At 63.9% G+C, this 22,227-nt stretch carries 16 protein-coding genes; 11 read left to right on the top strand and 5 right to left on the bottom strand.

The window, feature by feature from the left end; all coding sequences use genetic code 11:
• Position 1 precedes the first annotated feature (1 nt).
• Entirely contained in the window at positions 2-928 is a 927-nt protein-coding gene (locus ACSQ20_RS09295; RefSeq protein WP_436019189.1) for an acyltransferase domain-containing protein, read from the top strand.
• 18 nt (positions 929-946) lie between these two features.
• Here ACSQ20_RS09295 and ACSQ20_RS09290 read toward each other — a convergent pair whose 3' ends face one another.
• Positions 947-2,614, bottom strand: a complete 1,668-nt coding sequence (locus ACSQ20_RS09290; RefSeq protein WP_436019187.1) for a 3-(methylthio)propionyl-CoA ligase — start codon at positions 2,612-2,614, stop codon at positions 947-949.
• A gap of 124 nt (positions 2,615-2,738) precedes the next feature.
• Here ACSQ20_RS09290 and ACSQ20_RS09285 point away from each other — a divergent pair, with 124 nt between their 5' ends.
• From ACSQ20_RS09285 to ACSQ20_RS09265, 5 genes are all read left to right on the top strand, one after another.
• Positions 2,739-4,301: a protein adenylyltransferase SelO gene (locus tag ACSQ20_RS09285; protein WP_436019185.1), complete on the top strand. Its 1,563-nt coding sequence runs from the start codon at positions 2,739-2,741 to the stop codon at positions 4,299-4,301.
• A 131-nt stretch (positions 4,302-4,432) separates the two neighbouring features.
• Complete coding sequence (msrB, locus tag ACSQ20_RS09280) at positions 4,433-4,882, top strand: peptide-methionine (R)-S-oxide reductase MsrB (RefSeq protein WP_436019183.1); 450 nt, start codon at positions 4,433-4,435, stop codon at positions 4,880-4,882.
• Positions 4,883-4,973: 91 nt separating this feature from the next.
• Positions 4,974-5,504 carry a septation protein A gene (locus ACSQ20_RS09275; RefSeq protein WP_436019181.1) on the top strand — a complete coding sequence of 177 codons (531 nt, stop codon included), beginning with the start codon at positions 4,974-4,976 and terminating at the stop codon, positions 5,502-5,504.
• A 29-nt stretch (positions 5,505-5,533) separates the two neighbouring features.
• Complete coding sequence (locus ACSQ20_RS09270; RefSeq protein ID WP_436023008.1) at positions 5,534-5,857, top strand: BolA family protein; 324 nt, start codon at positions 5,534-5,536, stop codon at positions 5,855-5,857.
• A gap of 83 nt (positions 5,858-5,940) precedes the next feature.
• Positions 5,941-6,720 (top strand): peptidylprolyl isomerase, encoded by a 780-nt coding sequence (locus ACSQ20_RS09265; protein ID WP_436019179.1) that lies wholly within the window; start codon positions 5,941-5,943, stop codon positions 6,718-6,720.
• An 80-nt stretch (positions 6,721-6,800) separates the two neighbouring features.
• On the opposite strand, the gene purL is transcribed toward ACSQ20_RS09265, so the two are convergent.
• Entirely contained in the window at positions 6,801-10,877 is a 4,077-nt protein-coding gene (purL, locus tag ACSQ20_RS09260) for a phosphoribosylformylglycinamidine synthase (protein WP_436019177.1), read from the bottom strand.
• 382 nt (positions 10,878-11,259) lie between these two features.
• Between purL and ACSQ20_RS09255 the strand changes: the two genes are divergently transcribed.
• Both ACSQ20_RS09255 and ACSQ20_RS09250 read left to right on the top strand, forming a co-directional pair.
• Positions 11,260-12,561, top strand: coding sequence for an FAD-dependent oxidoreductase (locus tag ACSQ20_RS09255; RefSeq protein WP_436019175.1), 1,302 nt, complete (start codon positions 11,260-11,262; stop codon positions 12,559-12,561).
• A gap of 151 nt (positions 12,562-12,712) precedes the next feature.
• Positions 12,713-14,317, top strand: coding sequence for an NAD(P)H-hydrate dehydratase (locus ACSQ20_RS09250; protein ID WP_436019173.1), 1,605 nt, complete (start codon positions 12,713-12,715; stop codon positions 14,315-14,317).
• Here the strand turns inward: ACSQ20_RS09250 and ACSQ20_RS09245 are convergent.
• Entirely contained in the window at positions 14,286-15,176 is an 891-nt protein-coding gene (locus ACSQ20_RS09245) for a lysozyme inhibitor LprI family protein (RefSeq protein ID WP_436019171.1), read from the bottom strand. The two genes, ACSQ20_RS09250 and ACSQ20_RS09245, sit on opposite strands and share 32 nt — an antisense overlap.
• A 276-nt stretch (positions 15,177-15,452) precedes the next feature.
• Here ACSQ20_RS09245 and pgi point away from each other — a divergent pair, with 276 nt between their 5' ends.
• Positions 15,453-17,078 (top strand): glucose-6-phosphate isomerase, encoded by a 1,626-nt coding sequence (gene pgi, locus ACSQ20_RS09240; RefSeq protein WP_436019169.1) that lies wholly within the window; start codon positions 15,453-15,455, stop codon positions 17,076-17,078.
• Positions 17,079-17,118: 40 nt separating this feature from the next.
• Here pgi and ACSQ20_RS09235 read toward each other — a convergent pair whose 3' ends face one another.
• Positions 17,119-17,811 carry an ABC transporter ATP-binding protein gene (locus ACSQ20_RS09235; RefSeq protein WP_436019167.1) on the bottom strand — a complete coding sequence of 231 codons (693 nt, stop codon included), beginning with the start codon at positions 17,809-17,811 and terminating at the stop codon, positions 17,119-17,121.
• 49 nt (positions 17,812-17,860) lie between these two features.
• Here ACSQ20_RS09235 and ACSQ20_RS09230 point away from each other — a divergent pair, with 49 nt between their 5' ends.
• The gene (locus ACSQ20_RS09230) at positions 17,861-18,532 is read left to right on the top strand and encodes an arylesterase (RefSeq protein WP_436023006.1); all 672 of its coding nucleotides are present in this window, start codon (positions 17,861-17,863) and stop codon (positions 18,530-18,532) included.
• A gap of 27 nt (positions 18,533-18,559) precedes the next feature.
• Here the strand turns inward: ACSQ20_RS09230 and ACSQ20_RS09225 are convergent, their stop codons facing one another.
• On the bottom strand, positions 18,560-20,497 hold the full coding sequence (locus tag ACSQ20_RS09225; protein WP_436019165.1) for a SurA N-terminal domain-containing protein: 1,938 nt from the start codon (positions 20,495-20,497) through the stop codon (positions 18,560-18,562).
• Between the two features lie 468 nt (positions 20,498-20,965).
• On the opposite strand from ACSQ20_RS09225, the gene phaZ reads away from it, so the two are divergent.
• Positions 20,966-22,192, top strand: a complete 1,227-nt coding sequence (phaZ, locus tag ACSQ20_RS09220) for a polyhydroxyalkanoate depolymerase (protein ID WP_436019163.1) — start codon at positions 20,966-20,968, stop codon at positions 22,190-22,192.
• Positions 22,193-22,227 lie beyond the last annotated feature (35 nt).

The raw sequence follows: 22,227 nt of genomic DNA, 5'->3' as shown, positions 1-22,227 counted from the left end.
CGTGCTCGCCATTCTCTGTTCGGGCCAGGGTGCGCAACATCGCGATATGTTCTCGCTGACGGGGCAATCTCGGGAAGCGGAGGCGATCTTCGAAGCGGCTGCGACGCATCTCGGCCGCACGGACCCGCGTGTGCTCGTACGCACGGCCCCCGAGGCGGCATGCTTCGATAACCGCACGGGCCAACTGCTTTGCTGCACCCAAGCGCTTGCCGCGTGGGCCGCGCTGCAGCCGCTATGGCCGATGCGTATCGTGATGGCCGGTTATAGCGTCGGCGAATTAGCCGCTTGGGGGTGCGCCGGCTGTCTGAGCGTCGATGAAACATTGCGTCTGACAGCCCGGCGTGCCGAGTATATGGACGCTGCGTCGCCTGGCAATTGCGGCATGCTCGGCGTGACAGGTCTGCGCGCGGCCGTGCTGGAGCCGCTTGCCGAAGGCCATGGTTTGCATATCGCGATCGCCAATGACGTCGAAAGCTTCGTACTGGGCGGCACGCTGGCGGATATCGACGCTTTTGCCGACGCCGCGCGGCAAGCTGGCGCGAGCACCGTCAAGCGGCTGCGGATCGCGGTGCCGTCGCACACGCAGCTCGTTGCGCACGCCGTGCAACCCTTTGCCGATGCGTTGCAAAACGCTCGACCGATTGCCCCACGCGGCGGTGTGCGGCTGCTCAGCGGCATCGACGCCGAACGCGTCATACGCGTTGATGATGGCGCCCGCAAGCTGGCCGCACAGCTCGCGCAAACGATTCATTGGGGCGAGTGCCAGCAGGCTATCCTCGAGTGCGGCGTGAGCGCGGTGCTGGAGTTGGGTCCGGGCGACGCGCTGTGCCGCATGATGCGTCGTCGCACCGGGATGCCCACCGTGCGCGCGGTCGACGAATTCCGCCAGATCGACGGTCTGCGCGGCTGGGTGGCCAGCTTGCGATAACAGCCAGACTCAACGTTTTCAATCCCGAGCCGCTTCGCTTGGCAACATCTGCTCGTAGTGATGACGGAACATTTCGCGCAGTCTCATTTTCGAGAGCTTGCCCGTGGCCGTGTGCGGCAACTCGGAAACGAAGACGACGTCGTCCGGGATCCACCACTTGGCGACCTTGCCCTCGTAGAACGCAAGAAGCATATCGCGCGTGAGCGATGCACCCGTCGCGCGTTTGACGACAACCAGCAACGGCCGCTCGCCCCACTTCGGATGCGCGCAGGCAATGCAGGCCGCTTCGGCAACGTCGGGGTGCGCGACGGCGACGTTTTCGACTTCGCTCGAGCTGATCCACTCCCCGCCCGATTTGACGACATCCTTGCTGCGATCCGTAATATGCAAAAAGCCTTCGGGGTCGATCGTAGCCACGTCGCCGGTTGGAAACCATCCGGCGACAAGCGGCGACGCATCGCAGCCAAAGTAGCGATCGATCACCCACGGGCCACGCACATGCAAATCGCCGAACGCCACGCCGTCGCGCGGCAATTCGCGTCCGTCTTCGCCGACGATTTTCATGTCGACGCCGAAAATCACTGTGCCCTGCTTCTCGAGCAGGCTCCTCTGCTCCTCGGCCGGCCGCTGCGACTGCGCCCAGTTGAGCCGTGCCAGCGTGCCGAGTGGTGAGAGCTCGGTCATGCCCCAGGCATGGATCACGCGCACCCCGTAGTCGTCCTCGAAGCTGCGCAACATCGCGGGCGGGCAGCAGGAGCCGCCGATTACGGTGCGAGCGAGCGAGGTGAAGCGCTTGCCCGACTCGTGCAGATGGGCAAGCAGCCCCATCCAGACCGTCGGGACGCCAGCCGAGAACGTGACACGCTCCGCTTCCATCAGTTCGTAAAGCGATTTGCCGTCCAGATCCTTGCCGGGCAGCACGAGCTTCGCCCCGCTCAAAGGCGCCGCGTGCGGGATGCCCCAGGCGTTGACATGGAACATCGGCACGACGGGCAACACGGAATCGCGCGCCGACACGCCCATTGCATCGGGCAAGGCCGCGCCATAGGCATGCAGCACCACCGAGCGATGCGAATAAAGTGCCCCTTTCGGGTTGCCGGTGGTGCCCGACGTGTAGCACAAATAGCTGGCCAGCCGCTCGTCCAACACGGGCCATTCGAACAGGCCGTCCTCGGCGTCGACGAGCGTTTCGTAGCAGAGCACCGGCACCTGCACCGATGCCTCGATCGACGGCAAATGCGCGGCGTCGGCCAGCGCGATCCATGCCTTCACGTTCGGGCACCGCGGCGCCAGCGCGGCCACAAGCGGTGCGAAAGTCGTGTCGAAGAGCACGTAGCGATCATCGGCGTCGTTGATGATATAAGCGATCTGCTCCGGGAAAAGCCGCGGATTGATCGTATGGCAGACGGCGCCCATACCGGGGATGCCGTAGTAGGCTTCGAGATGCCGGTAGCCGTTCCAAGCCAGCGTGCCGATGCGCTCGGACGGCTCGACGCCGAGCCGGGTCAGCGCTTGGGCAAGCCGTCTGGCCCGATTTTCGCAATCGCGATAGGTATAGCGATGAATATCGCCTTCGATGCGACGCGACACGATTTCGGTATCGCCGGCATAGCGCGCCGCATGCTGGATAAGCATTGAAACGTTCAGCGGTACATCCATCATCTGGCCCAGCAACGGCTTGGTCATCGCGAATGTCTCCTGGGGGCGCCCGACGCGGCAAGGCCGGCACAGCAGCGGCGGGTTTGGGCGCGCTGATCACGCGCCGCGCCGTGGCGCCTTACAATATCGGGTAACTCAGAGGCAACTCAATATGTCGTTTTCCCCAAGCACCGTCGAGCCGATCGGCTCGGTAGCCGTACTCGCCGAGGCCCTTTGGGCCCAGCGCGAAGCATCGTTCGCGCAATTGGGCGAAGCGTTTTACACGCGTTTGCCCGCAGCACCGCTTCCCGCACCCTATGTGGTCGGTTTTTCCGCTGATGCCGCCACGAGCATTGGGCTCGCCGCAGACATTGCGTTCGCCCCCGGCTTCGCCGAATTCTTCTGCGGCAATACGACGCGCGAATGGCCCGCCCGTGCGCTGCCATACGCATCTGTCTATTCGGGACATCAGTTCGGCATCTGGGCGGGCCAACTCGGCGACGGCCGTGCGCTGACACTGGGCGAACTGGAACTCGAACACGACGGCGTGCGCCACGAGTTGCAGCTCAAGGGTAGCGGCCGCACGCCCTATTCGCGCATGGGGGATGGCCGCGCGGTATTGCGCTCGTCGATCCGCGAATTTCTCTGCTCGGAAGCCATGCACCATCTCGGCATTCCGACGACGCGCGCGCTGACGGTAATCGGTTCCGATCAACCCGTGCGCCGCGAGGAAATCGAGACGGCCGCGGTGCTCACGCGCGTGGCGCCCAGTTTCGTGCGCTTCGGCCACTTCGAGCATTTTTACGCCAGCGGGCAGGCCGACGCGCTGCGCGCATTGGCTGATCACGTGATCGAGCGTTTCTACCCGCACTGCCGTGCCGCCCGCGACCCTTATCTCGCGTTGCTCGACGAAGTGGTTCAGCGTACCGCCGAGCGCGTCGCTCAGTGGCAGGCGGTCGGCTTTTGCCATGGCGTGATGAATACCGACAACATGTCGATTCTCGGCCTGACGATCGACTACGGCCCCTTCGGCTTTCTCGATAGCTTCGACGCCGATCACATTTGCAACCACTCGGATACGCAAGGCCGCTATGCGTATCGGATGCAGCCGCAGATTGCCTATTGGAACTGCTTTTGCCTCGCGCAGGCTTTGCTGTCGCTGATCGGCGCGCACCATGACGAGGCCGCTCGCAGCGAACGCTCGATCGCCGACGCGCAGCAGGTTCTCGAAGGCTTCAAAGCCCACTTCGCGCCCGCGCTCGAGCGGCGTATGCGGGACAAGCTAGGCCTGGCGGAGGCGCTCCCTGGCGACGATCAACTCGCCGATCGGCTGCTGGAACTCATGCATGCCAGCCGGGCCGATTTCACGCTGACTTTTCGGCGGCTCGCGCAGTTGTGCAAGCACGATGCGAGCGGCGATGCCCTTTTACGCGATATGTTTGTCGATCGCGAGGCGTTCGATCGCTGGGCGACGGATTACCGCGCGCGTCTCGCCCACGATCCGCGTGACGACGGGGCCCGGCGCGAGGCGATGAATCGCGTCAACCCGAAGTACGTGCTGCGCAATCACCTCGCCGAAACGGCGATTCAGCGCGCGAAAGAGAAGGACTTCTCCGAACTCGAACGGCTTGCTGCCGTGCTGCGGCATCCATTCGACGAACAACCCGCGTTCGAAAGCTACGCGGCACTGCCGCCCGACTGGGCGGACACGCTATCGGTGAGCTGCTCGTCGTGAGCGCCTGGCGCATCCGAACCGTGCGGCACATCGTATAAGCCATGTATAACCCAGCGCTTGTCGAGGCTTATCGCCGCTTATGGAAATTGGCGGACCGGGCAGGCGCCCATTTTTCGCGGAGACATATCGACATGAATCGTCCCACCGATCCCCATGACGCGCCCGCTTCGGCAGAATCGGCCGGTGAGCACTACCCCGTGCAGAAACCGGACGAAGCCTGGCGCTCGCAGTTGTCCGAGATGGAATACGAAGTGACGCGCCACGCCGCCACCGAACGACCCTTCACGGGGCGCTATTGGGACCACTGGGAGCGCGGCGTTTACGACTGCGTATGCTGCGGCACGCCGCTTTTCGAGTCGTCGACCAAATTCGACGCCGGCTGCGGCTGGCCGAGCTACTTCAAGCCGCTCGACGGCGAGGTGATCGAAGAGCGGACGGACCGCTCGCACGGCATGCTGCGCATCGAAGTCCGCTGCAAGCACTGTGGCGCGCACCTCGGCCACGTATTCGAAGATGGTCCGGCGCCTTCGGGTCTGCGTTACTGCATCAATTCGGCTGCGCTACAATTCGAGCCCAAGTAGCGCCGCTTGTGGGCGCCGCCGATGTTGAAGCGGCGCCATCTGGCGCCTTCGCCGACATTTTGTCGCCTTAATCCGACGCCCTCGGCCATCCATGAAATTTCTGTTCGATCTTTTCCCCATCATCCTTTTCTTCGTGGCGTTCAAATTCTGGGGCATCTTCAACGCCACAGCGGTCGCCATTGCCGCGACGCTGATCCAGGTGGCCTGGGTTGCGTTCCGCCATCGCAAGGTCGACACGATGCTTTGGGTGAGCCTGGTGGTCATCGTCGTCTTCGGCGGCGCGACGCTTGTTTTGCATGATCAGAAGTTCATCCAGTGGAAGCCTACGGCACTCTATTGGCTCTTTGCGACCGGGCTGGTCGTGGCACGGTACGCCTTTCGCAAGAACCTGATCCAAACGATGATGGGCAAGCAACTGACGTTGCCCGACGCCGTATGGGACCGGCTCAACCTCGCGTGGGCGCTGTTTTTCGTCGCGCTCGGGGTGGTCAACCTGTACGTCGTCGGCAACTTTACCGAGACGCAATGGGTCAACTTCAAGCTGTTCGGCACGACTGGCGCCATGGTCGTTTTCATCGTCGCGCAAAGCCTGTGGCTCGCGAAGTATCTGAAGGAGGAGTGAGCGTGACACCGAGCGTCAACACACCGCCTATCGAAGCGTTCGCGACGGGCGGCCAAAAAGAGCGCATCGCGTTTATCGAAGCGCGTCTGAACGCCGCATTGGCGCCCTCGTCGGTCAACGTGCGCGACGACAGCGCGCTGCACGCGGGGCATGCCGGTGCATCAGACGGGGGGCATTACGCGGTCACGGTGGTTTCGTCCGTATTTGCCGGCAAGGCCCGTCTGGCGCGGCACCGGCTCGTGTATGATGCCCTGGCCGACGTGATGCAGCGCGGTATCCATGCGCTCGCCATCACGGCTTACACGCCAGAGGAATTCGCGCGCGCGAACGATGCGCCGCCCGCCTCATCCTGAGCGCGTTCGTTCAACCTCAGCCCGCCGTTTTCCTTTTTTCCCTTTTACCGAACTTTTCCCGCTAGGAACATTAGGAACCTTCAATGACCTATAAGAAATCCCGCCTCTGGATATTGCTGGCCGCGTTTGCGGCAGCGCCTGCCTTCGCGCAGAATATTGCAGTCGTCAATGGCACGCCGATTCCGAAGGCCCGCGCCGATGCGCTCGTGAGCCAACTCGTCAAGCAAGGCCAGCAAGATTCCGCGCAATTGCAGCAGGCGGTACGCGACGAACTGATCAATCGCGAAATTCTGATGCAAGAAGCGGTGCGCGAAGGCATTCCGACCCACCCCGATGTCAAATCGCAAATTGCCGTCGCTCAGCAAACTGTGGTGCTGCGTGCGCTGATCGAAGACTTCACGAAGAAGCACGCCCCCACCGACGCCGAAGTCAAGGCGCGCTACGACGAACTCATCAAACAAGTTTCGGGCAGCGAACTGCATTTGCATCACATCCTCGTGAAGGACGAGCAGCAAGCAAAGGATCTGACCGCGAAGCTCAAGGGCGGTGCTAAATTCGAGGATCTGGCGAAGCAATATTCGATCGATCCAGGCTCGGCGAAAAACGGCGGCGATCTCGACTGGTCGAACCCGAAGGCCTACGTGCCCGAGTTCGCGCAAGCGGCCGAGAAGCTGCAAAAAGGCCAAGTGACGGATGCCCCCGTTCACACCCAATTCGGCTGGCATATCATTCGCCTCGACGACACGCGCGCGATGACGCCGCCGCCGCTCGAACAGGTCAAGGCGCAGATCAGCCAGCAAATGCAGCAGGAAAAACTGCAAACGTTCGAGCAGAACCTGCGCTCGCAGGCGAAGATTCAATAACGCATAACGAAGATGCGACAAAGCCGCCCTTGTGGGCGGCTTTGTTATTTGTGGCGGCTTTGTCGCTTTGTCGCGCGCGTTCAGCCGAGCCAGCGACGTGCGTTGCGAAATGCGCGCATCCACGGGCTGGCTTCGCCCCAGCCTTCCGGATGCCAACTCATTTGCACGGTGCGGTGCACGCGCTCCATATGCGGCATCAGTACCGTGAAGCGCCCGTCGGGCGTGGTCACCGACGTGATGCCCGCGGGCGAACCATTCGGGTTGAACGGATAGCGCTCAGTGGCTTCGCCGCGATGATCGACGTAGCGCATTGCCACACTGACGCGTTGCACGTCGCCTTGTTGCGAAAAGTCGGCAAATCCTTCGCCATGCGCGACGGCAACCGGCAAACGCGAGCCTTCCATGCCGGCGAAAAAGAGTGAAGGCGATGAATCGACGCGCACGAGCGAGAAACGCGCTTCGAACTGCTCCGACTTGTTGCGCGTGAACTTCGGCCAAGCCTCGGCCCCCGGAATCATCGACGCGAGGCTGCTCATCATCTGGCAGCCGTTACAGATGCCGAGCGCGAACGTATCGCGGCGCGCGAAGAACGCGGCGAACATGTCCGCCAGCATCGGGTTGAATCGGACTGTCTTTGCCCAACCCTCGCCCGCGCCGAGCACGTCGCCGTAAGAGAACCCGCCACATGCCACCGCGCCCGCGAAATCGGCAAGCGTCGCGCGGCCCGACAGCAAATCGCTCATGTGCACGTCATAGGCGTCGAAGCCCGCGCGGTCGAACGCATACGCCGTTTCCAGATGCGAGTTGACGCCTTGCTCGCGTAAAATCGCCACGCGCGGACGCGCCCCCGTCGCGATCATCGGTGCCGCAATGTCGTCGGCCGGATCGAACGTCAGATGCGGCGAAATGCCGGGGTCTGCCGTGTCGAGCAGCGCGTCATATTCCGCATCGGCACAGGCGGGGTTGTCGCGCAGCCGCGCAATGCGCCAGCTGACCTCGCCCCACGCCCGCTGCAATTCGGCGCGCGGCGCATCGTAAATCTTCTTGGCATCGCGATAGATTTCGATCGCATCGCGCTCGTTCGGCTTGCCGATCACATGCGAGCATGCGCCGAGGCCATGTTCCCGCAGCACGCCGAGGACGGTGTCGCGCTCGCTCGCGCGCACCTGCACCACCGCGCCAAGCTCTTCGCTAAAGAGCGCGCGCAATGTACGGTCTTCGCGGCGCCCGCTCGTTTGCTTCGCCCAATCCTTCGCATCGCCATGGTCGGACTCGTGCTGCGCGTCGAGCGTCAACATGTCGATATTGAGCGACACACCGAGGTGCCCGGCGAATGCCATCTCGCACACGCTCGCCCAGAGGCCGCCGTCCGAGCGGTCGTGGTACGCCAGCAGCAAGCCGTCTGCGTTGAGTGTTTGAATCGCCGAAAAAAAGCGCTTCAGATCTTCCGGGTCGTCGACGTCCGGCACGCTTGCGCCGACTTGCTGCGTCACTTGTGCGAGGATGCTGCCGCCGAGCCGGTGCTTGCCGCGTCCCAGATCGATGACGATCAGCACCGACGCACCGACGTCCTCCGCGCGGCGCAATTGTGGCGTCAAATGGCGGCGCACGTCGTCCACGGGGGCGAACGCTGAAATGATCAGCGATACAGGCGACGTAACCTCCTTCGTCACGCCGCGCTCATCCCACTTCGTCTTCATCGACAACGAGTCCTTGCCCACCGGGATGCTGATGCCCAGCGCCGGGCAGAGCTCCATGCCGACGGCCCGCACCGTATCGAATAACGCAGCGTCTTCGCCAGGACTGCCGCAAGCGGCCATCCAATTGGCCGACAGCTTGAGCTTGTCCAATGCCACGATGGGCGCGGCTGCAATGTTCGTGATGGCTTCGCCCACCGCCATGCGCCCCGACGCCGGGGCATCGATGACGGCAAGCGGCGCGCGCTCGGCCATCGTCATGGCCTCGCCGCGAAAGCCGGCGTAATCGACGGCCGTGATCGCGCAGTCCGCGACGGGCACTTGCCACGGGCCGACGAGCTGGTCCCTCACACTCGTGCCGCCAACCGAGCGGTCGCCGATTGTGATCAAAAACGATTTGCTCGCGACACTCGGATGCTTGAGCACCGAAAGCGCGGTGTCCTCCAACGAAAGGCCCGTTACGTCGACCTCGGGATGCGCGCGCAGCGCGCGCGTCACATCGCGGTGCATGCGGGGCGCCTTGCCGAGCAGCACGTCCATCGGCATATCGACGGGATAAGCCGCCTCCCCTTCACTTTGCGCGTCAATCAATTGAAGCTGGCGCTCCGAGGTGGCCACACCCACCACGGCAAGCGGGCAGCGCTCGCGCGCGCATATCGCTTCGAAGGCAGGCAGATCGGCTGGTGCAATCGCCAGCACATAGCGTTCTTGCGCCTCGTTCGACCAGATCTCGCGCGGCGACAACCCGCTTTCCTCTAGCGGTACCTGCCGCAATTCGAAACGCGCCCCTTTGCCGGCGCCGTCGACGAGTTCAGGGAATGCGTTCGAAAGGCCGCCCGCACCCACGTCGTGAATGCTGAGGATCGGGTTCGCGTCGCCGAGCTGCCAGCACGCGTTGATCACTTCCTGTGCGCGCCGCTCAATCTCAGGGTTGCCGCGTTGGACCGAGTCGAAATCGAGCTCGGCCGTGTTTGCGCCGGTGGCCATCGAGCTTGCCGCGCCCCCGCCCATGCCGATACGCATGCCAGGCCCGCCGATCTGAATCAGCAGCGATCCGGCCGGCAAATCACGCTTATGCGTATGGGCGTCGGATATGTTCCCGATGCCGCCCGCAATCATGATCGGCTTGTGATAGCCGCGCACGGTGCCGCCGACATTTTGCTCGTAGACACGGAAATAGCCGCCCAGATTAGGTCGGCCAAACTCGTTGTTGAACGCCGCGCCGCCCAACGGCCCGTCGATCATGATTTGCAGCGGCGAAGCGATGCGCTCGGGCCGGCCGTAAGCGCCCTCGCCCGTTTGCTCGCTTGGACGCGAGCCAAGCGGCGTGGCGGCATCGCGAGCGTTCTCCCATGAGGCTACGGCGCCAGGCAGTTCGAGATTCGAGACCGAGAACCCCGTCAAACCGGCCTTCGGCCGCGCGCCGCGGCCCGTCGCGCCTTCGTCGCGAATCTCGCCGCCCGCCCCGGTCGCGGCACCGGCGAACGGTGAAATTGCGGTCGGGTGGTTATGGGTTTCGACCTTCATCAGCGTGTGCGCAAGTTCGACATGACGGCCGTAGCGCTCGTCGAGCATGCCGCTCGTACCGCTTGCTGGCCGTGGGAACCAGCGTTCGGCCGGGCCGCCAGCCATGATCGCCGAGTTGTCGGAGTAGGCGACGATCGTGCCTTGCGGGTTCAGCTTCTCCGTATTCTTGATCATCTGGAAAAGCGATATATCTTGCGGCACGCCGTCGATGGTCCATTCGGCGTTGAAGATCTTGTGCCGGCAGTGTTCGCTGTTCGCTTGCGCAAACATCATCAGTTCGACATCGCTTGGATTGCGGCCGAGCTTTGCAAAGGCATCGACGAGGTAATCGATTTCATCGTCCGCCAATGCCAAACCAAGCGCCGCGTTCGCGCGATCGAGCGCGGCACGTCCGTGCTCCAGCACATCGACCGTCGCGAGCGGCTTGGCCGGCAGTTCGTCGAACAAATGCACGGCGTCGTCGCGCGAGCGTACGACGCTCTCGGTCATGCGGTCATGCAGCGCCGCGGCAAGCGCTGCGCGGACGTCGTCGGCCAGGCTCCTTTTGCTTCCCACACCGAACAGCCCCGCCTTAAGCGTGACCGTGTACTCGATACCGCGCTCGATGCGCCGCACCTGTGTCAGACCGCAGTGATGCGCGATGTCGGTCGCCTTGCTGGCCCAGGGCGACACCGTGCCGAAGCGCGGCAGCACGAGAAACGATTCGGTGGCACCGCGCGCGTCAAGCGCAGCAAACGGCGTACCGTAATGGACGAGTGCCTCGATGCGCTCGTTGTCTTGTGCCGTCAGTGGCGTCAACGCGTTGACGAAATGCAAATATTGCCCCCGCACATCGACGATGTTCGGGTCAATGCGGGTAAGCGTCTCGAGCAGGCGGGTTTGACGGAAATCGGACAGCGCCGAAGCACCGGGAAAACACGAGAAGTGAGCCATGGAAGGACGTGTGCGTCGATGAGTGGCGCCAAGCGCGAGTACCGCGAACGCTTACCGGCGACGTGAGGCGTAAGGAAGACCAAGATTATACCCGGAACTCGGCCCCCAATAAGCCTGCTGCGCACCGCGCCGCCTGCTCGCGCGGGTGCACTCCGCGAATGCCAGACGCCGTTGCGCGCCTTTGCATTTCGCCCGCACGGGCGAGGCGCCCGGCGCCGAATGGCGCTATCATGCGCGGTTTGCTTCATCGGCGCGAAGGCGCGAAGCGAACGCGCCTTGCCTGCTTCGGGGTGGCCTTGTCGGCCCGCGACGCGTGTGCACGGCGCGTCGCATGCGCGTTACGCGTTACTCGCGTTTTTGCCGGGCTCCGAACCAATTATTCATGGATGTTATCGTCATAGGCGGCGGGGTCGTGGGTGTCGCCACCGCATATCAACTGCATTCGGCGGGCCACCGCGTCTGCGTGATCGAGCGTCATGCCACGGTCGCTCAGGGCGCCACCTATGGCCACGGCGGCGCAATCCTGCCGACTCCGCTCGACGTCTGGTTCGGCCCCACCCTGACTAAAAGCCCCAGAGCGCCGCGCAGCGGCGTCGTTTATCGGCCCGGCTTGAATTCGCGTACGCGGCGCTTCATGCAACGGCTTGCCGAGCTGCAGCCGCCCGACGCCTTTCGCAATCAGTATCGCCGGCTCAGGCCGCTCGTCGACGCGTCGCGCGAGGCCGTCGCCGCGATCGAGGCAAGCTTCAATTTCGAGTTCGAGCAGCGTAGCGGCATTCTGCACGTCGTACGGCACGCGCGCGAATGGGAGCAAGTGCAAAGCGCGCTCGATCTTTTGCGCGAATTCGAAGTCCAGCACCACGTACTCACCGCGGCCGAATGCGCCCAAATCGAACATTCGGTGCCGGCAGATCCCGCGTTTGCGGGCGGTGTCTTGTTCGAAAACGAGCGCCTTGCCAATTGCCCGTTGTTCACGAAGCTCGTCAAGCAAGTGCTCGAAGAGGACCGCGGCGTTCGGTTCATGTTCGGCCGCGCAGTCGAATCGATACGGCTGGACAATGATCGGGCCGCCGTCGAACTCGCGCTCACCGACGGCACGCGCTCGAGTGCGCGCGAGGTCGATGTCGTGTCGGCCGATGCAATCGTCGTCGCTGCCGGCGCCGGCAGCCTCCCGCTACTCGCGCAAGCCGGGCTCACTTTACCGCTGCACGCAGCTCGCTTTTTTGCGTTGACCGCGCCGATCGCTTATGAGGAATGCGCGCCGCATCTGGCGGTCGTCGACACCGTAAGGCGCATCACGATGACGCGCGCGAACCAGCGAGTCCGCGTGGCGGGTGCCGCGCTCGTTCAGCCCGAGCGGGAAATTGCCAAGCCGGCCACCGAGCCGCTCGCGAAGGCCGCGACCGCCGTGCTCGCACAAGCAACGCACGACTGGATTCCCGGCGCCGCCAAGATTTCCGCGGCACATGCCTGGGACGGCGTCCAGGTACTGTCGCCCGATGGCCTGCCCGTCGTCGGCCAAGCCCTGCACCCGCGACTTTTCGTCAATGTCGGCCATGGGCCGGCTGGCTGGGGCCTCGCTTGCGGGTCTGCTAAAGTGATTGCTGAGATCGTAAGCGGCGCCACACCGAGCGTTCCGCCCGATACGCTCGCCGCATTGCGCGCAGATCGCTTTACGGATTAACTTGCAGCGCCTCGTTTAGTTGGCTGCTTGAGTTGGGCTGCTTGACGGCCCAACTGTACGAACTGCGATGCCATTTGCGTGGCGTCGGGCGGTCCGTGAGCGTATCGTTCCTTCTTGTTTCGTTTCGTCTCATCCGTTTCGTTGCCCCGCCATGACCGAAACCGCTTCCTCCGCTCAGCAGCCTACGTCTCGGCCGGTGTTGGTCAGCCCGCACGAACGTGCGGCGCCGCTTTATACCGTCGCCCAACTGCGCGAACTGGAAGCCCATTCGGCGGCGCATTTGCCCGATAACACGCTGATGGGGCGCGCCGGCGCCGCAGCCGCACATTGCTTGCTCGAGCTCGCAGCGCACGACGGCTCGCTCGCATCAGGGCGCCCGGTCTGGCTTGCGGCGGGCCCGGGCAACAACGGCGGCGACGCGCTGGTATGCGCCGCGGCGCTGCGCGAAGCCGGCGTGGCGGTCGAGGTCTGCATGCCGGCCGACGTCAAACCGGACGATGCGCGCCGGGCTCTAGCGGCGGCTCGATTAGCCGGTGTGCCGATCTTCCACGTGCCGCCATCTTCGCTCGACGCGTATAGCTGGGTCGTCGACGGGCTGTTCGGCATCGGCCTCGCGCGGCCGCTCGAGGGCATCTTCGCCGAACTCGCACACCAGATCGCGTCGCGCGCCGGGCAAGCCGGGCGCGTGCTCGCGCTCGACGTGCCAAGCGGGCTCGACAGCGATACGGGCAACATCGTCGGCGGGATCACAGCCGCCGCCGCCCGCGCATCGCACACGGTCACGTTCATCGGCGCCAAGCCCGGGCTATACATGACTCACGGTCGCGATCTTGCGGGTGCGTTATGGATCGCCCCACTCGGCGTCGACGCGGCCGCTGTGCCGATGTCGAGCCCCGTCGCCGTGTTGAACGCGCCAGCGCTTTTTACGGCGGCATTTCCGCCGCGCGCATTCGCCTCGCATAAGGGCACGTTCGGCAGCTTGGCCGTCGTCGGCGGCGACACCGGCATGTGCGGCGCGCCGATTCTCGCGGCACGCGCCGCGCTCCACGCGGGCGCAGGCAAGGTACATGTTGCTTTTATCGGTGCCGGCGCCCCTGCTTACGACCCGCCCCATCCGGAACTGATGCTGCATTCGCTCGATACGCTGCCGCTCGACACGATGGACGCGCTTGCCGTGGGCTGCGGCATGGGCCGGACCGAGCGCGCGGCCGATGTGCTCGCCGAGGTACTTGCCATCGACGTGCCAAAACTCGTCGATGCCGACGCGCTCAACCTGCTCGCGGCCGAACCCCACTTGGCTCAGGCACTCGCCCAACACGGCACCACGCACTGCGCATGTGTATTGACGCCGCATCCGCTGGAGGCGGCCCGCTTGCTCGGCTGCGATGCGGCCGCGGTTCAGCGCGATCGGCTCGCGGCAGCGCGCACACTGGCCGGGCGGTTCGGCGCCGTTGTCGTCGTCAAAGGTGCCGGTACCGTGATTGCTGCGCCTGACGGCCGTGCCGCCGTCAATCCAACGGGCAACGCCGCGCTGGCAAGCGGTGGCACGGGCGACGTACTAGGCGGGATCATCGGCGCGTTTCTGGCACAGAAGCTGCCGCCTTACGAGGCGGCTCTTGCTGGTGTTTACTTGCACGGGCTTGCTGCCGATACCCTCACGGGCGACGGCGCGGGGCCGGCCGGGCTGACGGCGGGCGAACTGGCAGTCGCGGTTCGTACGTCGCTCAATCGCCTGATTTACCCAGCGCGGGATTAGCGCGCGGTTTCACCTCGACCAGCGCCCGGCGCGCGGAATCGAACCGCAGAATCATCAGTTTCGATACGGAAGGCGGCTTGAACATCGGCTCGTCGGGCATTCGATCGAGATAACGGACACGCACAGTGTCTCCTTGGAAGGTGATCGATTGCGGGACGATGCGATCGCCAAGCGCGGCCGGTACAGTCGCGTCGCCATCGCCGAACGTCACCCCTGCATACACAAAGCTGCCGCTGCCGCCCGGTTGATCAACGATGAACACGGCAGCGGCAGGCTTGCCCGCCAGTACGCCAAATGCAGGTGTTGCGACTATCTTCGTCACGTGCTGCGCAGCCGAACCTGGCGCCGAGGGCTCGGTATGCGCGCCGCCGGCGAGCGTCAGCACGCGATCGTCGATGCGAAACGACGCGTTGGTGTAGTCCACTCGCCGCTGAGCCGCATCGCCCGCATCGCCGGTTTGCGCATCGCCAACCGACGATGCGGCGAACGTCAACCCCAGATGCCGATGCGCGGTGTTGCTCAACGCGGCGATACGATTGCGATACGCCGTTTCCAGACATGCTGCACGCCGGCCGCATGCATCGCGGACCTGCGTCAGCCAACTCGCCTGCTGATTGCGAAGCGCGTCTCGAAACTCGCGATACGCCATGCCCGCTTCGAGCGGGCGAGCACTAAGGAGCAGCGCGTAATACGTACCCATACGCGCATCCAACGCTGCGAGTGTTGGCTTGCCACAAATGGTGCGCTCGACGCCCGTCGCCGCATTCGAGCAATCGAGGCCGGGACTCTGGCTGAACGCGCTGCCGGCTGCCACCACTAAACAGATGGTGAGCGCGGCTCGGATCACAATGTGGTTCATCTCGTTTTCCCATTGCTGCAATGGTCTGATCTTAACGCCGTCCCTTCCGGTTTTGACGCCGACCTGGCCATTCGGCCGACCCCGTGCACGCAAAACAATGCTGCGAGCGCGCAACTATCGCCGCTATACTGACCGACCGCGCCGCTTGTGCGCCTGGCCGGGCCTCCGGGCCTTCCTGGCTGTGCAGTTCACGTGGCACATTCGTTGAAAAACGCGCTGGACGGCCGGCCGCGCGCGCCGTGGCCTTCGTCCGAGCCTCTTCGATAGACGGAAGTTATGACGCCGAATCCGCTTTCCTCCTGGTCCGCGCTCCAAGCGCATTACGACGAGATCCGTGACGCCCGTCTGCGCGACTGGTTCGCCGCCGACACCGCCGCGCCGGCACGCGCCGAGCGCTTCACGTTCGAAGGCGGCGGCATCGTCGCCGACTTCTCGAAAAACCGCATCACTGACGACACCTTGCATCTGCTCGTGGCGCTCGCGCGCGAAGCCGGCGTCGAACAACGTCGCGACGCGATGTTCGCAGGTGAAATCGTGAACCCGACGGAAGGCCGGGCCGCGCTGCATACAGCCTTGCGCGCCACCGGCGCCGATGCGCCCTACCACGCGCAAATCGTCGCCGAGCGCGCAAAGATGGCCGCCTTCGCCGAACGTGTGCGCAATGGCACATGGACAGGCCACACCGGCAAACGCATTCGCTATGTGGTCAATATCGGTATCGGCGGTTCGGATCTCGGTCCGAAGATGGTCGTGCACGCGCTCGATCACCTCGCGCACCCCGAGATTTCGAGCTACTTCGTGTCGAACGTCGATGGAGCCGATCTCGCGCGCGTCATGGCGCGCATCGATCCCGAAGAGACGCTTGCCATCATCGTTTCCAAGACGTTTACGACGCTCGAAACGATGACGAATGCGCAAACACTGCGCGACTGGTTCGTGCAAAAGGGGTGCCCCGAGCAGGCGCTCGCCAAGCACTTTGTAGGCGTATCGGCGAACCCGTCGGAGGTCGTCAAATTCGGCATCGACGCAAACAACGTCTTCGAGATGTGGGATTGGGTTGGCGGGCGCTATTCGTTATGGTCAGCCGTCGGCCTGTCGATCATGATCGCCGTCGGCGCGCAACATTTCGACGCGTTGCTGGCCGGCGCCAACGCCATGGACACGCATTTCAAAACGGCGCCGTTCGAACGCAATCTGCCGGTGCTGATGGGGCTAATCGGCATCTGGTATCGCAATTTCTTTGGCTCGCAGAGCTATCTCGTCGCCCCGTACTCCGAAGCACTGCATTTCGTGCCCGCCTATTTGCAACAACTCGAAATGGAGAGCAACGGCAAATCGGCAAGGCTCGACGGACAGTTCGTCGACTACCCGACATCAGCGGTGACGTGGGGCGAACCGGGCACGAACGGCCAGCACGCGTTTTTTCAGATGCTGCACCAGGGCCCGACCATCGTCCCTATCGATTTCATTGCGTTGCTCACGCCCGAGCATCCGCTCGTCAGCCACCATCCCAAATTGCTCGCGAACTGCTTCGCACAGAGCGAAGCACTGATGTTGGGTCGCACGATCGAAGAAGCGCGCAAGGTGGCGGGCCCCGACAAACCCAGCCTGGCGCCGCACCTCGTGTTTCCCGGCAACCGGCCGTCCACCACATTGATCCTCGATGCGCTGACCGCGCACAGGCTCGGTGCGCTCATCGCGCTTTACGAACACAAGGTGCTGGTGCAGGCTGCGGTGTGGAACATCAATCCGTTCGATCAGTGGGGTGTCGAGCTCGGCAAGATCCTCGGCAAGGTCGTGGAGGCCGATCTGACTGCGCCAGCCTTCGACGCCACCAAACACGATTCGTCGACCTCGGCATTGATTGTCCGCGCACGCAAAGCAGCGGGCGCTGGCTCGTAGTACGAGTACGCGAGCGGAGCGCGCACGCGTACCGCTCGCTTCACGGGTGAACGATGCGCCCCGCGTCGAGCGTCACGCTGCGCGTGCAGCGGCGCGCCAGCTCGATGTCGTGGGTCACGAGCACGAGCGTCGCGCCGTGCGCCGCGTTCATCTCGAACATCAGATCGATTACGGCGCGGCCTGTGGCGGCGTCGAGGCTGCCCGTCGGTTCATCGGCGAAAAGTACCACCGGGTGCGTGGCAAACGCGCGTGCAAGCGCAACACGCTGCTGTTCTCCGCCCGAGAGCAGTTTCGGATAGTGCCCTGTGCGCGCAGCCAAGCCGACCTGTCCGAGCAACGCGTGGGCGCGCTGCGTCGCCTCGTGCTCGCTAGTGCCGCCTTGCAGCTCGAGCGGCAAACGCACGTTTTCGAGCGCGGTCAAATGCGGCATCAATTGGAAAGACTGGAACACGAACCCGACAGCGCCGCTGCGCAGGCTTGCGCGTTCGTCCTCCGACAGCCCGGTGAGTTCGCGGCCGAAGAGCCGAACCGATCCGGAGGTCGCGTTGTCCAACCCGGCGAGTAGACCGAGCAGCGTCGATTTGCCCGAGCCCGATGCGCCGACGATCGCCACGCTGCTGCCCGGCGAGACATCGAGCGTCACGTCCTCGAGTATCGTCAGTTCGCCGGTTGCATCTTTTACCCGCTTGCACAAACTCCGCACTTCGATGATTGGATCGTTATTCGTTTGCATGAAGGCGTGGCGTCGCTCGAGAACAGATGCGATGGATACGATAGGTGCGATGGCCGGCCGCTCGCGCCATCGCACGCTCGTGCGCGTGCTCGCGCTGGCTGCCGCGAGTGCTGCGCTTGCGCTGACTTCACAGACGGCCAGCGCTGCCGAAACGGGCAAGCCAGTCGTTGTCGTGCTCGGCGACAGCCTCTCTGCCGAGTATGGCCTGCCGCGCGACACAGGCTGGGTAGCGCTGCTTCGCCGCAGGCTCGCGGACAAGCGGATCGATTATAACGTTGCGAACGCCAGCATCAGCGGCGACACGACAAGCGGCGGCCGCGCCCGTTTGCCCGAGTTGATCACGCGCTTGAAGCCTGCGATCGTCATCGTCGAGTTGGGCGCCAACGACGCGTTGCGCGGCGTCCCGCTCGCGACCACCGAAGACAATCTGCGGGCGATCATCGAAAAGGCGCAGCAAAACCATGCGAAGGTGGTGCTCGTCGGCATGTACGTGCCGCAAAATTACGGCCCCGCTTATACCGAACGCTTTCACCAGATCTACAGTTCGCTCGCGAAAGCGCTCGACGTTCGACTGGTGCCGTTCCTGCTCGCCGGAATCGAGAATAAGCCCGAGATGTTCCAGGCTGACCAGATGCACCCGACGCAGCAGGCGCAGCCAGTGCTGCTGGGCAACGTGTGGCCCACGCTCGCACCGCTGTTGCAAGACCGCCCAAACCGTTGAAGGCCAGGGCGGCCTTCGGGCGCCCGCTTACTCGGTGCCGCCGCTTTGCTTGCTGTCGAGCGAACCGTAGAACTTGATTTTCGAGCGAGCCAGCAAGGCGTCGACGTAGGCCTGCATCTCCGCTTGCGCGCTGATCTGCGCGATTTGCTGCTGGGCCGCGGCCAAGCGGGCTGGGTCTACCGGTGCGCCCGGCAGGACCGCGTTGACGCGATAGATGCCGTAGCCCGCGGCGCCGAGATCGACGCCGACGTAAGCCGGCAGCTTGCTCGGATCGACCTTGAAAATCGCCGTCAGCACCGCCGGCGGGGCACCCTGAGAGTCGGTCCGCGAAAACTTCGTCTCCGCCGCGAAGCCGGCCGTCGACTTCGACTTCTGGAGTTCGGCCAGCTTCGCAGCACCGTCTTTGCGCGCAAGTTCGGCAGACTGCTCGGCGATGTAGCGGCTGCGCACCGCGTCTTTGATCGACGCCAACGGCGGCGTCGTGGCAGCTTGATACGCGGTCACGTGTGCGGAAATCAGCATGTTGTTCCCGACGTCGATTGCCTGCGTATTGTTGCGAGCCTTCACTGAATCGTCCGTGAATACGGCGGCCAGGAACTTCGGATTGTTGAGCGGGCTGTCCGGCGGCAGCGTTGGGGTCGGCTTGTTGCTGATCGTCGCCGTTTGGACCGACAGTTTGAACTTGTCGGCCGCAGGCTGCAGGCTCTTTGCCTGCTCGTAGACGAGCGACGTAAACGCTTCCGAGCCATCGCTGAATGCCTTGGCCGCCAGTTGTGCCTTGAGTTCCTTCTCGATCTGATCCTTCACGTCGGCAAACGGCTTGGTCACCGTCGGCTTTTCATCGGTCAGCATGATCACGTGATAGCCGAACGCCGAACGCACGACGTCGCTCACATCACCCTTTTTCTTCAGCGCCAGCGCGGCCGCGTCGAACGCCTTGTCGCCCGTGATGACGTTGCCGGTCGACCAGCCGAGGTCGCCGCCCTTTGCTGCGGAGCCCGAGTCCTTCGACTCCTTCTGAGCAATCTGCGCGAACTGGCCGGGGTGCGCCTTCACTTGCGCGAGGACATCCTCGGCGGCTTTTTTGGCGGCCGCGTCATCCGCGGGCTTCGCGCCGCTCGGCGAAGGAATCAGGATCTGGCTCACGCGGACTTCGCGCGGCGTCGCAAACCGCGCGATGTTGTCGTCGTAATACTTCTTCGCATCCGTTTCGGTCGGATTGGCTGACAAGCCAAGCGTCGTGGGCGAGAAAACGACGTATTGGATCGTCGCGGTAGGCGGCTTGGAGAATTCGCTCTGATGCGCATCGTAGAAGGCCGCAAGTTGCGCGTCGCTCACCTGCACTTTCGACGCATAGTCGCTCGCGCGGAGCACGAGTGCTTGCACGCTGCGTTGCTGCTCCACCACCTTGGCGAGGTGTTCGGCCAAGCTCTTCGGCGTAAATGCTGTCGCCTGGATGCTGTCGGGAATCTGATCCATCGACAAACCATAGCGCACGCGCTCGTCGTATTGCTCGGGCGTCATGCCCTGCATCGCCAGCATTTCCTTGTATCGCTCGACGTCTATCGTACCGTCCGGCTTGCGCAGCGACGTGATGACCGGGTCGGCCAGCAGCGCACGGCGTACGGCGTCGTCAGACGCGCTCAGGTGCTCGCGCTGCGCCTCGTCGGCAAGCGCGCGTTGCTGGATCAGGTTGTCGAGTAGTTCGCGGCGCCGCTCGGGCGTGTCGAACATTTTCGAATCGAATCTCGCGCCGAGAATCTGCCTGGCTTGATCGAGCTGGCGGCGCACCGCGTTATCGAACTCGGCGCGCGCGATCTTGTGCCCGTTGACACTGGCCACATTGGCGCTTTCGTCGAAGAAACCGCGAAAACCCTGGATACCGACGAAGCCCAGCCCCGGCACGATGACGAGGATGAGCATGAGCATCATCAGGCGCTTGTGGTTGCGAAAGAAATCGAGCATGCGTGACCGGTTACGTTGGACAAAAACGCACAATAGTACAACAGCGGACGGCAAATGAGACCAGTCCGATGGCCAGTTGCCCCGAACCTCGCCCGTGCGGCGGTGGCAAAACAACTGGCGGGCTTGCCAGCCGCAGCCCTCGGTCTGCAAAATAAGCAAGCGCACGCACGATGCCCTCGGTTACCGGCAGGCTGCACGACGCGCCGGCCGCCTGCTCTGCATGGGACCCGAGTAAGTGCTGAAGCACTAACTCGGGTCGACTACTCTGCATGGGACCCGAGTAAGTGCTGAAACACTAACTCGGGTCGACTACGCTGCATGGGACCCGAGTAAGTGCTGAAGCACTAACTCGGGTCGACTACTCTGCATGGGACCCGAGTAAGTGCTGAAGCACTAACTCGGGTCGACTACTCTGCATGGGACCCGAGTAAGTGCTGAAGCACTAACTCGGGTCGACAGGAGACAGGCATGCTTTATAACTGGCTGGAAGCGCAGCGCGAGTTGATTGGCTCCGTCCAGGCGTGGACAGACTATGCCGGGCAGCTATGCGGGCTGCCAGAGCAGCGGCGGGACCGTGCCGTCGCCCTGTCTGGCTGCGACTGGCTCGGCCGGCTGTTGCAGGCTGCGCCCGCGCCGCCGCCTTTCGCGATCGGCTCGGTGCTGATCGGTGCGCGGCGCGTGGCTATCGACGAATCCGTGGCCGAGCGAACGCCGTTTTGCGCGTTGCGCCGCTTCACGCGCCGCGGCGAAGCAGCGGGTCCGGCCATTCTGTTGTGCGCACCGCTTGCCGGTCATCACGCAGTCATGCTGCGAGAAACGGTCGAAACGCTGCTGAAGCACGCCGATGTCTACGTGACCGACTGGGCCAACGCACGAGACGTGCCCGCCGCCGAGGGTCCCTTCGCACTCGACGATTACGTTTTGACGCTTATGCGGTTTCTGCGTTTTTTGGCCGACATGCCGCTGCATGTGCTCGCCGTTTGCCAAGCGGCCGTGCCTACCATAGCGGCGGCCGCGCTCATTGCCGCACGCGGCGAGCCGCCGCCGCTCAGCCTGACGCTGATGGGCGGGCCAATCGATACGCGTCTCGCCCCGACCGCTGTCGATCGGCTCGCCGCTACGCACAGCATCGGCTGGTTTCGCGAAACCGTCATCGACACCGTCCCGCGCGGCTACCGAGGCGCAGGACGGCGCATCTATCCGGGCTATCTGCAGCATGCCGCCATCGTCACGGCCTATCCGCATCGCCAGCTTGCACTCGAATCGAACTATTGGACGAGCCGGCTAAGCGGCGACGCAGCGCGAATCGTCGCCAGTTTGCGTGCACTCAACGAATACGAGGCCGTGCTCGATATGACGGAGGACTATTTCCTCGATACGCTGCGAGTCATATTCCAGGAGCAGCGGCTCGCGCGCGGCACGTGGGACGTCGCCGGACGTCGCGTGGACTGCGCCGCGCTCGCGACGACAGCACTTTGCACAGTCGAAGGAGATCGCGACGACATCACCGGCGCGGGCCAAACGCACGCGGCGCACGCCGCATGCGGCGCACTGCCGGAGTCAGCGCGGATGCGTCTGACAATAGACGATTGCGATCATTACGACCTCTTTACCGGCCCGCGCTGGCGCGAGACGATCCATCCCGCGCTTGCCGCGTTCTGGCGCAAGCACGCGGCCGATCGACACTCGTCTTAATGCCCCTCGGTCTGCACATAGCGGTCCTTGATCCG

Source organism: Trinickia sp. LjRoot230 (genome assembly GCF_964253315.1).
Lineage (GTDB): Bacteria > Pseudomonadota > Gammaproteobacteria > Burkholderiales > Burkholderiaceae > Trinickia.
Note: the sequence above shows the minus strand (reverse complement) of the source record. Positions and strands in the feature narration are given on the sequence as shown.